Origin of the sequence: Ruminococcus sp. AM43-6 (assembly GCF_003461785.1) — a bacterium.
Taxonomy (GTDB): Bacteria; Bacillota; Clostridia; order Oscillospirales; family Ruminococcaceae; genus Hominimerdicola; species Hominimerdicola aceti.
The window spans coordinates 360,542-374,272 of the sequence record NZ_QTXU01000001.1; the positions used below are offsets into that span (position 1 = coordinate 360,542).

Below are 13,731 nucleotides of genomic sequence, written 5' to 3' on the forward strand. Positions count from 1 at the left end.
ATGTCATCTCCTATGCAAATATTTTTCCAATGTAATCCCCAAGCTTATCAGGGGTAAGACAGCCAACGAATGAGTCCATATCTGCAAGCTTCTGACCTGTCGCCTTGTCATAAGCAGGGTCGGCATTTTCATCAAGGGCGGTAAGGAATGAGAGATGTGCGCCGCTTGTGATTATATTTTTGCTGACGTTCATAAGCTGTGCTTCACTGCCACCCTCGTAGAGGTCTGTTACCACGATAACGCAAGTGTCACGTGGCGTAACGATAAGGCTTTCGCAGTAGGTAAGGGCTTTTACAATATCCGTTCCTCCCCCAAGCTGAACGCTCATTATTGTCTGAGCAGGGTCGTCTGCATGGTCTGAGAGGTCAACGATGCTTGTATCAAATATGACGAGCTTCACCTCTGCAAATGGCAGTTCGGAAATTATCTGCGCCATTACTGCACTATAGATGACTGAACCGAGCATTGAACCGCTTTCGTCTATGGCTATGATAATGCGCTTTTTGTTATGCTTTTTCACACGTCCACTGAAATAGATATCTTTCAGTATAAGCTGGTTGCTTGCTTTGTCATAGTTTTTCAGGTTTCGGCGGATAGTCTTTTTGAAATCGAGGTTTGCAGAGCATTTCATAACTGACGATGTGTTTTTATCAAGCCTGCCTGTAAGGCTTCGCTTTATGGTCATATCAAGCTTTTGTTTGATATCGTCTGCCACCTGTTTTGCTATTTTTACAGCCGCCTGCAACACCTCGCCGTTCATGAGATGTTTGAGCTGAATGATAGTTTTAAGCAGCGCTATATCAGGCTTCATTTCTTCAAGAACCTTTTTATCGGTAAGAAGCTCGGTCATGTTGAACCTTTCCAAAGCTTGACGTTCAAGCACATCGGCGGTCTGCTTTGGAAAAAGCGTTCTGACTTTTGTTATCCATTCTGCGGCGTTTAGCACACTGCCACCCTGACCGCCTTGCCTGCTGTTCTCGTTCCTTACATCGTCACCTTGCGCACGGCTATAGAGATAATCGAGTAGCTTTTCCATATCCTGAAACGTTATTATCTCTGCTTTGTCACCGGTAAAGGAAAGGCTTTTGTCAGACATTCCGCCCAGCACGAGCCGCCAGCGGTTGATGGATATGGCTTTGTTTTCATCTGTCATGTCTTTTCCTCCTCAGACAAAAGTTTGACTATATCTTTATCTATTTCCACACCGAAGCTGTATAGTCTTTCGTTCATAGGTTTTTCCACAAGTAGCTCAGCACTGTCAGCGTCATAAAGCTTTGCGACAGCGGTGGCTGTTTGCTGTATTTCATAGGGGGTGAAACAACTGAAAGCAAGCTTCATGGAGGGAAGTATCTCTATAAAATCGTCATAGTCAAGTCCGCAGATAAGCGTGTCTGTCATTCTGATGAAAGAATCGTCTGTCATGATGATATCACGGGCGGCATTGAAAAGTCCGTGAAGAAACTCCGCTCCTTGTATCTGAACATTCCTGTCGCCTTTGAGATAGCTTGACATTGCCTGTTCAGCAAGCTTGCGGCAGTGGGGGTCAAAGGCGTAAAGTATGCCAAGTGCTGTGCCGTAAACAAATGGGTCTTTATCAGATTTGCCGCAGAGGGAAAGCAGGGCGTTTTCATAGTCCTGACGATATTCTCTAAAGCCGTCAGTTACAGCTTTCTGCATTGCGTACATTATCGCTGCACATTCTGCAATGTGGTCGTCTTTCACCGACGCCATATCAGGCAGTGCTGTGATTATCCTTGTCATGCACCGCTTTGCACAATTTTCTGCGGCGGAAAACTCGGTATTATAAAGCTGTTGGAGTTCCATAAGAGTGATAAAATGCCTTAGACCTCTGCCTACAGAGAAAAAGTCACCGTCTGAGTTAAGAATGTTCTCGGCACAAGCTTTGTCATTATCAGAGAGTTCTAAGCCCATTTGGAAGCAGTCCACAAGGATATGCGCCGCAACATCACAGTGCTTTTCATGGCGAAGTGTTCTTGAAGCACAGGTGCGGCAGGCTTCTTCAATGGTGGAGCCGTCGGCAGTATGGTCTATGAGTGCAACGTCTGTGGCAGGGACTTTTTTGTATACCCATTCTTCACGGACACGGCTTCTGTCTTTTCGCCTATGTAAATCAGGTCCTTTTGTTCGCTGGGCAAAGTCTGTGCCTAGAAACACCATTCTGTGGAAAAATCTGCTTAGTTCCATGCCGTTTGCAGTGGTAAAAAGTGAAACTTCCGTCTTATTAGGAGTTACTGTTTTTATTTTAAGTCGAAACCTTTTACACTGTTCTTCAAAATCAGCGATAAGTGGAGGAACGTGGTTTATATCACCTATATGACCTGTCTTGTCGCCTGTGGCAAGTTTGTGCATAAGGTCGATAGGCAGGGCTGAGGATATTGTTTTCTCTCCCTTGATAAATGACGAGGTTATGGCGTCCTCAAGCTCGTAAAGTCCACATTCATGACAGCCACGAAGTGCGGCAAGTCCACTCATCATAGACTGCGCTGCGGAAGCGTCAGCCATTGACACTGGGATATCATGTTTATCACAGGCTCTCACTGTGCCTATGAGCAGGTCAAGAACTGTGTCGCTGTAAACACCTGCCGGGTCATCGCAGTGGATTAGCTTGTTCATTACGCAATCATAAAAATAAGGACGCTGGATACCAGAGGCATATCCACTGAGAGCGTCTGCTGCTTCATAAGAATAGGCTACGGGGAAACAGCCCTCATCTTTTTGAGAGAGCTTGTGAAGCTTTTCTTTTTGGATATTATCACTTTTCAAAAGCTCATAAAGTCCCAAACTGTGGAATCCGCCTGTTACAGCAAGGACTTTTTTGTTATCTTTAAGTGCTTCTTTGATACGCAGAGCCATATGGTTTTCTCTTGCAAGAGTGCCGTCTGCCGCAAGATCATCTTCTGTTTCGTCCTTTCGTGTGATAATGCAGTAGGTGTACATTTGCTGTACAAAATCTTGTACAGATAGTCTGAGTCCCTCTATCTCAAAATACTTCTCCCAGAACTCTTCAAAGGTCCTTAGATCTGTTTTCTCGCAAAGCTTTTTGCAGAATTTGCTGTATATAAGTCTGCTGTCATCAGTGTAGCTGTGTTTGTCCTTATTACTGCGAAGGCCTTTATTTACGGCTGTGGTAATAAGTATCTCGCTGTAGGGAAGTTCTATAAAGCGTGCTTCTATATCCATGGCTGCGGCTGTTTTCAGAGCGTTATACTCAGGTGAAGCATAGATAAAAGGGTAGTAGCATTTATAGTCCTCGGCTTCATCACTGATAAGCTTTTTTCTGTCCTTGTAGTAATAATAGAAAGCCGCAGGGAGTTTTGTTCTCTCGTCCGTCAACACACCTATCATATCATTGGCGTTTTCAGGACCCTCTATAAGTATGACATCGGGCTGATATTCTTTAATTGCTCTGATGAGCTGCCACGAGCAGACAGGGCTGTGGTGTCTTACAGGAAAAAGCAGAAATGGCTGAGAATAATCAAAAGGTATTATTTCAGATACTTGGCTGTATCCAGATATTCTGTCCATATGCCTCCCTCACTTGCACTTTTTTCCTTAACAGCGATCCTGAAATAGCTTTTGAGCTTTTCAAGGTCGTCTTTGTTTTCCTTACAAACTGCTCCTAAAAGATTCTGTGTAAGCTCTTTGAGATCAGTTTTTCCGTCACCATAATAATATGCACTGCTCATAGTTTGATAGAAAACGGACACAGCTTCGGCTGTACTCATAACGGCGTTTGGTTTTTCAAGCTTTGTTCCCTTTGAGGTAACGCCCTCACGAAGTTCATGATATGTGACAGCAAGAAGTTCAGCAGCGTCGGTATCTATAGGCTGGTCGATATGACCTGTTTTTGCAAGGTCTTGTGCTTCACGGATAATGATCTCTTTTTCGAGCCTTACGTCACGAACAGGCTCGACAGTCTCAAAATTGAAACGTCTTTTCAAAGCACCTGACATTTCATTTACGCCCTTATCACGAGTGTTTGCAGTACCGATTATATTAAATCCTTGCTTGGCGAAAACAAGTCCTTCGTTTTCAAGCTCGGGGATATTGAGTATCTGGTCGCTCATTACAGAAATAAGGCTATCTTGGATCTCAGCAGGGGTACGAGTTATTTCCTCAAATCGTGCGAAAATGCCTTGTTCCATGCCTATGAGCAGGGGAGCAGGCACAAGGGCTTCACGGCACGGACCTTTTGAAAGAAGCATGGCATAATTCCAGCTATATTTTATCATATCCTCGGTAGTTCCAGCCGTACCCTGAACTGTGTTCGTGCTTATGCCGCAGCAGGCAGCAGAGAGAAGCTCTGAGAGCATAGTTTTTGCTGTGCCTGGTTCACCCACCAGCATAAGACCACGGTTTCCGGCGAGGGTGATTATACAGCGCTCAACAAGTGCGTCATTGCCATAGAATTTACGCTTTATTTGCATTTTGCCATCGGCAGTTTTGATGATTCCGCCTAATATAAATGTTCGCACTGCCTTTGGCGACAGCACCCAATTTTCAGGCTTTTTACCAATATCAACACTTTTCAAGGCGTCAAGTTCATTTTTGTAGCGTATCTCAACGGGCGGTTTTATGTATTCATTCGTCATAGCAGTTATCTCCTAAAAGTTAATTTATCAGTAATAATTATATCATATTTTGCTGTTATTTACAATAAGCAGGGGGATATTCAGCTAAATTGACAACGAACAGATGTTTTGGTTGTGCATTTTGACAGTTAGGATCGGGTATAAAAAACCGCTTCGCATTTCTGCGAAACGGTTTGATAAATGAGAATGAAATTATCTCTTTGAGAACTGTGGAGCACGTCTTGCGGCTTTGAGACCGTACTTCTTTCTTTCCTTCATTCTCGGGTCACGAGTGAGGAAGCCTTCCTTCTTGAGAAGAGGTCTGAACTCATCGCTAGCCTGAAGAAGAGCTCTTGAAAGACCGTGTCTGATTGCACCAGCCTGACCTGTTACTCCACCGCCTGTTACTGTGCAAACGATATCGTACTTATCCATTGTATCTGTTACAGCAAATGGCTGACGAACGATGAGCTTGAGTGTCTCAAGACCGAAGTAATCGTCAATGTCTCTGCCGTTGATTGTGATCTTACCTGTACCCTCGTAAACACGAACACGGGCAACAGAATGTTTTCTTCTACCTGTGCCATAGAAATATGGCTGCTTTGATTCGTACATCTAAATTGCTCCTTCCTTACAGTTCGTATTTAACAGGCTTCTGAGCAGCATTGTTATGCTCAGCACCCTTGTATACTCTGAGTCTCTTTGCAGCAGCTCTGCCAAGTGTGTTGTTAGGGAGCATACCCTCAACAGCAATTGTCATAGCTCTGTCTGACTGATTAGCCATCATATCTGAATACTTGATCTCCTTAAGACCGCCGATCCAGCCTGTGTGCCACTTGTAAGACTTCTGATCAAGCTTCTTGCCTGTGAGAACAGCCTTATCTGTGTTGATGATGATTACATGGTCGCCGCAGTCAGCGTGTGGTGCGTAAGTTGGCTTGTGCTTGCCACGAAGAATGTGAGCAGCCTTAGCAGCAACTCTACCGAGTGACTGACCTTCAGCGTCGAGAATATACCATGTGCGAGTAATGTCGCCTGCTTTTGGCATATAAGTTGACATATTATTTCCTCCATTCAGAATTTTAAAAAGTCTGTTCACAGCCGCATTTTTCGCCCTGTGAACTCACAACGTTGTCTATTATACAACAGCTTTTCACGATTGTCAATAGTCAAAACGTCGAATTTTTAATTTATATCCCTCATTCTCTTTAATTCTCTTCATTTTGCTCCATTTCTCTCGATTTCTCACAATTCATTTCACTTTTGCCTTTTGCACTAATATACGCAGTAATATGACGTAAACTAAAGATAATCATTGCATAAGCAACGTATATTCAATATTTATCTTTTCACGTTAGAATATGTGCTTATATGTCTGTATTTGCATTTTCAGTATATGCTTTTCTTCTGCACCAAAATCCTGCAAACCGTCTGCTTTACTGTATTTTCAGCTTTATTCATCATCAAAAGAGAAGATATCCTCTACAGATACACCAAATACCTTTGCAATATCCATTGCAAGCTTTAGGGACGGATTGTATTGTCCTTTTTCAAGACGTATGATAGTTTCACGCCTGACGCCAACTTTTTCCGCAAGGTCACCCTGCTTCATGTCAAGCTTGGCACGGTATTCCTTGAGTTTCGTTTTTAGCTCCGGCATTACTCGTCCTCCTCATCGGTGCTGAGTTTGCCCTCATGGTGGAGGAAAAATCCGCTTTCAAGGGTCATATAACTGAACCAAAATATAAACCATACCTGATACAGTCTGTCGCTGTTTATCTTTATGGTTATACTTCCGTCCCAGAACATTGATATAAAGATCGCCACTGCTAATATTATCAAAAACATTTTTGTGATACTTTGATGTGCCTTGAGCATATTTTCTTTTGCCATTTCGTCCTCTTTGTCAACTTTCTGACAGCTTGCATACAGCCATATTACTGCAAATAAAGCCGTCATGGCAGCCAACACAACGAATATTACCGTCGCCCAAGTTGTATTATCAAGCTTGTAATGCTCCACCGTGTTTTCAAATATCTCTGTGACAAGTATTGCAATTCCTGTTACCATACGCTTTTTGTGATATTCTCTCAGAGTTATCTTTTTCTTTTCTTTTTTCGCTTTCATTTTTATTCCTCTAGTTCTCGTCATCATCGAACTTACTTTCAAAATACAGCCCTATAAAATTGTACACCGCATAGCAAAACCATATCAAGCCTGTTATAACATATTCGTTTAGTGTGACCTTAAATCTTCCTAAAATATCGGAAAACAAAGTCATAACTGAAATAAACAGGCAGGCAATCGTGAACAGGAACGTTATAAAAGTCTGATTGACCTTTGCTGTTGTCTGCTGAGTAAGCTCGTCATTTGTATCTCTTTTGCCGACCGTGGATATCATCTTTGTTATGCATACGGCGATCAGCACAAGCGTTCCCAAAGATACGATAAGGTTTATCACATTGGTAAGTGTGTGCCCTTTCTTTATCGCAGGCAGCACCTTTTCCATAACCCAATAGAATATCCACATCGCTCCACCCAGCGTGCCCAAAATACCCATCTGTCTGTAATACTTTTTGTATGATATTTTGTCTGTTTTTATCTCCGTTTTGTCATTCATTTCTACATCTTCTTTCATTTGTGATTTAAACAGCTGCATATACAAGGTGATTTATTTATCACCTTATGTGACAATAATATCACTTTTACCTTGCAAAGTCAATAGAAAAGTGACAAATTTATCACCTTTGTGCATATACACAAATCGTGCCATATCTGCTAGTACACATTTATGTACACTGACAACAAAAAGAGCGGAACAAAGTCCGCTCATGAAATTATTCTGTTTGTGAATTTGAACTTTCTTCATTGCTGCTGTCGGTGTCGCTTTTATCTTCTGTGAATATCTCTTTGCATACAGCACTAAATTCATCGTCACGGAGTGATACTTTATTTTTTATCACGTCTGAAATGGTGAATTTTCTGTAGGTGAAGCCGTCATATACTATTAAAAAGGAAATGGTGTAGTTATCAGAGCCATGTTTGCCTTTTACTGTTACTGTGTAGTTGTGACCGTTCTTTGTGCAATCCCACTTTGCGTCCTCACCCAGATAAGAAGCTATGCACTCGCCGATTATATTTGATGAATTTCCCGAAAAGTTGTCAAGACTCTGTACATAACTGTTCTGTGCAGATACGAGCATATAGTCGTTGTCTATTTTTATGCTCTGCGTAAAACCATTCATGAACAGTGCAGCTATAATGAAAAATCCACACATTATTGCTTTATAAAGCTCTCTGCCGCAAAGCTTTTCACGTTTGTATACATAAACAGGCGTGAGCCATACCCATTTGAAAAGGTGTGCAGCATCAATGCCATGCTTTATAAGCTGTTTGCAATCTGCAATGGAACAGCCTATCATGAACAGCGGAACAAGTATCCACAGGAACGCTCCTGCAGTGGCGGAGTTTGCATAGTTTTCAAGAAACAAGCCAATAAGCGGAACAAAGCATATGAACCATATCAGCCCATTGTTAAGGGACATTGCTTTGGCAGAGTTTGAGTTGCTTTCGGTCTGCGGTGCATTTATCGTAATATCCATTTTTTCCTCCGATTTTTTTAAGCTACCTATATTATATAATATTTTTTTCAAATAATCAATAGCCTATGTTTTTGTTTATTAGTAACAAAACAAATGTTCGGCTTTGCTCTGAAAAATGTTTAATTAATGTATTTACAAAATCGTTGACTTTGTGTTATAATATAGTTTGTATGTAAAAAATTCTTCAGATCCGTAAGAAAGGAAATGAGAAATGGCAAATAAAAAGGAATATACAAATGAAGATATAGTATCCCTTAAGGGGGAGGACAGAGTAAGAAAGCGTCCTGCGGTAATATTCGGCTCTGACGGACTTGAGGGCTGTAAACATTCTGTTTTTGAAATTCTTTCAAACTCTATAGATGAGGCTCGTGATGGTCATGGCGATAAGATAATCGTTACAAAGTACAATGACGATTCTATCGAGGTGGAAGACTTCGGACGTGGTTGTCCTGTTGACTATAACCAGCGTGAGAAAAAATATAACTGGGAGCTTGTTTACTGCGAGCTTTATGCAGGTGGCAAGTATAATAATAACGGCGGAGATAACTATGAATATTCGTTGGGTCTTAACGGACTAGGTGCTTGTGCGACGCAGTATTCATCTGAGTTTATGGACGTCGAGGTTTTCCGTGACGGATATAAGTATGACCTGCACTTTGAAAAGGGAAGAAACGTCGGCGGTCTTAAAAAAGAAGAAACAAAGCAGAAAAAGACAGGTACAAAGACACATTGGCGACCTGACCTTGAAGTTTTCACCGATATAAAAATTGAGAACGAATATTTTGAGGACGTTCTGAAAAAGCAGGCTGTAGTAAACCCTAATATCACATTTATCCTGCGTATACAGCGTGAGAACAATTCTTTTGAAGAAAAGACGTTCTATTATGAGAATGGTATCGCCGATTATGTTGCAGAGATAGCAGGTGAAAAGCCTCTGACCTCGGTGCAGTTTTTCACAGGCGACCGCAAGGGTCGTGACCGTGAGGACAAGGACGATTACAAGGTAAAGCTTTCTGTGGCGTTCACTTTCTCTAATCAGGTAAAATGTCTTGAATATTATCACAATTCAAGCTTTCTGGAACATGGTGGCTCACCGGAGGACGCTGTAAAGAGTGCTTTCACATCTCAGATAAATGCTTATCTCAAAAGCAACAATAAGTATCTGAAAAACGAAAAGCCTATTACTTTTCAGGATATCGAGGATTGCTTGGTGCTTGTTTCAAGTTCGTTTTCTACACAGACTTCATATGCCAATCAGACAAAGAAAGCTATTACAAACAAGTTTATCAAGGAGTGCATGACAGAGTTCTTGAAGCACAATCTCGAGATATACTTTATTGAAAATCCTGACGAAGCGGTAAAGATAGCAGAGCAGGTTCTTGTAAACAAGAGAAGCCGTGAAAAGGCTGAGAAGTCAAGGATAGACTTGAAGAAAAAGCTTGCAGGTTCTATCGATCTTTCAAATCAGGTGCAGAAATTCGTTGACTGCCGTTCAAAAGACCTTTCACAGCGTGAGCTTTATATCGTGGAGGGCGACTCGGCGCTCGGTTCTGTAAAAATGGCAAGAAATGCAGAGTTTCAGGCTGTTATCCCTGTAAGAGGAAAGATACTCAACTGCCTTAAAGCCGACTATGATAAGATTTTCAAGAACGAGATAATCACAGATCTTATAAAAGTCATAGGCTGCGGCGTTGAGGTGAAAACGGGCAAGAACAAGGAGATATCTATGTTCAATCTCGACAACCTACGTTGGAACAAAATAGTTATCTGTACTGATGCCGATGTTGACGGCTTCCATATCAGAACGCTTATACTCACAATGCTTTACAGACTTGTGCCGACCCTTATTGAAAAAGGATATGTTTATATTGCGGAGTCACCGCTCTTTGAGATAACGACTTCCGACAAGACTTACTTTGCATATGACGAGAATGAAAAGACAAAGATACTCAAAATGATAGGCAATAAAAAGTTTGATATCCAGCGTTCAAAAGGTCTTGGCGAGAACGAGGCTGAGATGATGAGCCTTACGACAATGGACCCTGCCACAAGACGTCTTATAAAGATAGAGCCTGACGATATCGAGCAGACACAGTGGATGTTCGATATGCTCTTGGGTGACGATCTGCAGGGAAGAAAAGATTTCATCACCAATAATGGTGTTGATTATCTTGATATGGCGGATATTTCATAATTTGCATCTGAAAATATATTCGGCGCAGAAAGGATAGATTTTATGGCAAGAAAAAAGGCAGAGCCTAAAAAGACTGCTAAACCAAATAACAACGCATATATCGAGGGTGCAGGACTTGTTGCAGACGAAAAGATAACAATGTCCCTTGAAAAGAACTATATGCCATATGCCATGAGCGTTTTGGTATCAAGAGCGTTCCCAGAGATAGACGGCTTTAAGCCCTCACACAGAAAACTGCTTTATACCATGTATAAAATGGGACTTTTAAACGGAAAGCTCACAAAGTCTGCCAATATCGTTGGTGCGACCATGAGGCTCAACCCTCACGGCGACGGTGCTATATATGAAACCATGGTAAGACTTTCTCAGGGCAATGAGGCGCTTTTGCACCCATATGTAATGAGCAAGGGTAACTTCGGTAAGGCATATTCAAGAGATATGGCATATGCTGCCTCTCGATACACTGAGGCAAAGCTCATGCCTATTTGTCAGGAGCTTTTCGGAGATATAGACAAGGACACTGTGGATTTTGTTCCTAACTATGATAACACCACCACAGAGCCGACCTTGCTTCCTGCTACTTACCCGTCAATACTTGTTAATGCCAACGTTGGTATCGGCGTTTCTATGGCTTCATCAGTTTGTCCGTTCAATCTCAGCGAGGTTTGCGAGACAACTATCGGACTTATGAAAAATCCTGATTTCAACGCTCTTGAAACGCTGAAAGGACCTGACTTTCCGGGCGGTGCTTCACTTCTCTATGATGAGGAGGAGCTTGATAAGATATACCGCACAGGAAAAGGCTCTGTAAAGCTGAGAGCAAAATATCAGTATGACAAGGAGTCAAGGTGTCTTGAGATCGTTGAGATACCTGCCACTACCACAGTTGAAGCAATAATCGAGAAGATAATTGCTCTCGTTAAGGCAGGCAAGATAAGAGAGGTATCATATATCCGTGATGAAACGGACATTAACGGTCTGAAAATAGGTATAGATATCAAAAAGGGCGTAGACCCTGACAGGCTTATGCAAAAGCTTTATAAGCTGACGCCGCTTCAGGACTCATATTCATGCAATTTCTATATACTTGTTCACGGCTATCCAAGAATAATGGGCGTTTATGATATAATTAAAGAATGGGTAGCGTTCAGAATGGATTGCGTTCGACGCAGAACAAGCTTTGACCTTGCAAAGAAGAAAGACAAGCTCCACCTTCTGAAAGGTCTTGGAAAGATACTTCTCGATATCGACAAGGCTATAAAGATAATCAGAGAAACGGAAGAAGAAACAGAGGTCGTTCCTAACCTTATGGTTGGATTCGGTATCGACGAGATACAGGCAGATTATGTGGCTGAAATAAAGCTCAGACACCTTAACCGTGAATATATCCTCAAGAGAACTGCCGAAACTGAGGATCTTGAAAAAGCAATTGCAGAGCTTGAAGATATTCTTGGAAGCGACAGAAAAATAAAGAATATCATCATTTCCGAATTAAAGGAAGTTTCAAAGAAGTATGGTCAGCCAAGAAAAACTCAGTTCTATTATAAGACTGATATCGAGGAGATAGACATAGAGGACGATATCCCTGACTACGCCTGCAAGCTTTTCCTATCTCAAAGCGGTTATTTCAAGAAATGTACTCCGCAATCACTGAGAATGGCAAGCGAGCAGAAGTATAAAGAGGGCGACGGTCCGCTTCAGGAAATGGAAAGCACCAACAAAACGGAGCTTCTGTTCTTCTCGGACAAGGCGGCTGTGTATAAGACCAAGGTATCGCAGTTTGCCGACACAAAGGCAAGCTCTCTTGGCGACTATATTCCTGCAAAGCTTGGTTTTGATGACTGTGAGGGCGTTGTGTCCATGGTGAATACTGTGGATTATTCGGGCTATATGATATTCTGTTTTGAAAACGGAAAGGTGGCAAAAGTGCCGCTCAATGCCTATGAAACAAAGACCAACAGAAAGAAGCTTGCCAACGCTTATTCTGCAAAGGCTAAGCTTGTGGGAATGTTCTTTGTGCAGGATAACGCTGAGATAATGCTTCGCACAACTAACGGCAGAGCAATGATATTTGATACAGCGCTTCTTATGCCTAAGTCCACGAGAGATACTATAGGCGTTCAGGTCATGACACTTAAAGCGAAGAATGCAGTTGTTGATAAGGCATTTATCGTTGACGATGAGACAGCAGCAGGACTTTCAAAATATCGCAGAAAAACGATACCTGTTGCAGGCTGTTTTGCAAAGGATATCGAAGACCCTGACCAGATGCACTTCTGATATATGTTTTTTACAGCGGATAGACTTCTGTCCGCTGTTTTGCGTGTAGGTTTGTCAATCATATTGGACACTATTATTAAGAAATTCGATAGGCGAAAACCATTTGAGGGGACGCATAGGACGGTTGTTTGTTCGACTTAAACGTGCAGCTAGCTGCACGTTTAAGTCGTCGCAGGAATAAAACCTATGGCACGAATAGAATTTGTTGTGATCTTCTCGGTGACTGCGCTCTACTTTGCCATTGTGCCTAGGCGTATATGGACGAATGAGTTTATGTTCAATGCCAAGTTGTGAGAGTGTATTCTCAAACAGCGTTTTCTTGTCTCTTTTGCTTGGCGAAAAGCGGTTAGTAAATTCAAATCCATTGTCGGTCTGAATACATTTCACCGTTATTCCTCTGCGTTTGTACCATTTCACCAGCCTTTTTACAAAGTCTGCTGAAGAATAGGTGCTTTGCTCCTCATATCCGTATAAAAATCTTATCCTGGTATACTCATCGATCGCCGTGTATTGGTACAGCTTCATCTCTGGGTCAGCTATACACTTTCTCGGAACTACCTTTACGTCCACCTGAACACGTTCTCCGGGGTATGTCATCTGCTCGTATGGCTTTGGTTTATACGTCGCTTTCTTCGGCTTTTTCGGAAGCATTCCTAGTTTTTTCATAACCCTGTAAAGACTTTCAAGACAGCGTGTATACCCTTGTTTCCTGAGACGATGCCATAGTTCGGGAAGCTCAAGTGTCGGGTTCCGTTTGTGATACCTTTTGATAAGATCTATTTCTTCCTTGGTATGCTCATTGGGATGATGATGCGGTCGGCGTGATTTAACTGCAAGGGACTCCACACTTCCGTCCCAGCGTTTCAGCCAGAAATATATATATGAACGTGATTTATTGTATTTTCTGCTCGCTCGGCTCACTCCATATTTCTTTGCGTAATTCATTAAGGATTGACGAAACTTCATATCTTGTGTTATACTATTCATGAGAGATAGGCTTCCTTTCTGATTTGAATTTGGTGTGGTAACTTTATTTTATCAGATTTTTGTCTATCTCTCTTTT

12 protein-coding genes are annotated in these 13,731 nt (G+C 42.0%); 2 read left to right on the forward strand and 10 right to left on the reverse strand.

From position 1 onward, the window contains the following. Positions 1-10 precede the first annotated feature (10 nt). The 9 genes from DW938_RS01615 to DW938_RS01655 form a co-directional block, all read right to left on the reverse strand. Positions 11-1,153, reverse strand: a complete 1,143-nt coding sequence (locus tag DW938_RS01615) for a VWA domain-containing protein (RefSeq protein ID WP_118123708.1) — start codon at positions 1,151-1,153, stop codon at positions 11-13. After that, the gene (locus DW938_RS01620) at positions 1,150-3,546 is read right to left on the reverse strand and encodes a DUF5682 family protein (protein WP_118123709.1); all 2,397 of its coding nucleotides are present in this window, start codon (positions 3,544-3,546) and stop codon (positions 1,150-1,152) included. Before DW938_RS01620 ends, DW938_RS01615 begins: the two co-directional genes overlap by 4 nt. After that, a complete protein-coding gene (locus tag DW938_RS01625; RefSeq protein WP_118123710.1) occupies positions 3,507-4,613 on the reverse strand; it encodes an AAA family ATPase in 1,107 nt (368 codons plus the stop codon). Before DW938_RS01625 ends, DW938_RS01620 begins: the two co-directional genes overlap by 40 nt. A gap of 192 nt (positions 4,614-4,805) precedes the next feature. Next, entirely contained in the window at positions 4,806-5,207 is a 402-nt protein-coding gene (rpsI, locus tag DW938_RS01630; RefSeq protein ID WP_041337331.1) for a 30S ribosomal protein S9, read from the reverse strand. A gap of 16 nt (positions 5,208-5,223) precedes the next feature. After that, positions 5,224-5,652: a 50S ribosomal protein L13 gene (gene rplM / locus DW938_RS01635; RefSeq protein ID WP_022287500.1), complete on the reverse strand. Its 429-nt coding sequence runs from the start codon at positions 5,650-5,652 to the stop codon at positions 5,224-5,226. Between the two features lie 393 nt (positions 5,653-6,045). Continuing rightward, positions 6,046-6,252: a helix-turn-helix transcriptional regulator gene (locus DW938_RS01640; protein ID WP_117877749.1), complete on the reverse strand. Its 207-nt coding sequence runs from the start codon at positions 6,250-6,252 to the stop codon at positions 6,046-6,048. Beyond that, positions 6,252-6,719: a hypothetical protein gene (locus DW938_RS01645; RefSeq protein ID WP_117877750.1), complete on the reverse strand. Its 468-nt coding sequence runs from the start codon at positions 6,717-6,719 to the stop codon at positions 6,252-6,254. The genes DW938_RS01640 and DW938_RS01645 overlap by 1 nt, the downstream gene beginning before the upstream one ends. A 10-nt stretch (positions 6,720-6,729) precedes the next feature. After that, a complete protein-coding gene (locus DW938_RS01650) occupies positions 6,730-7,212 on the reverse strand; it encodes a hypothetical protein (protein WP_117877751.1) in 483 nt (160 codons plus the stop codon). A gap of 217 nt (positions 7,213-7,429) precedes the next feature. Further along, positions 7,430-8,194 carry a hypothetical protein gene (locus DW938_RS01655; RefSeq protein WP_118123711.1) on the reverse strand — a complete coding sequence of 255 codons (765 nt, stop codon included), beginning with the start codon at positions 8,192-8,194 and terminating at the stop codon, positions 7,430-7,432. Between the two features lie 211 nt (positions 8,195-8,405). Here DW938_RS01655 and DW938_RS01660 point away from each other — a divergent pair, with 211 nt between their 5' ends. Next, positions 8,406-10,388, forward strand: coding sequence for a toprim domain-containing protein (locus DW938_RS01660; protein ID WP_022287505.1), 1,983 nt, complete (start codon positions 8,406-8,408; stop codon positions 10,386-10,388). Positions 10,389-10,430: 42 nt separating this feature from the next. Continuing rightward, positions 10,431-12,668, forward strand: coding sequence for a DNA topoisomerase (ATP-hydrolyzing) subunit A (locus DW938_RS01665; protein WP_118123712.1), 2,238 nt, complete (start codon positions 10,431-10,433; stop codon positions 12,666-12,668). A gap of 54 nt (positions 12,669-12,722) precedes the next feature. On the opposite strand, the gene DW938_RS01670 is transcribed toward DW938_RS01665, so the two are convergent. Then, positions 12,723-13,655, reverse strand: coding sequence for an IS481 family transposase (locus DW938_RS01670; RefSeq protein WP_038671504.1), 933 nt, complete (start codon positions 13,653-13,655; stop codon positions 12,723-12,725). Positions 13,656-13,731: the final 76 nt, after the last annotated feature.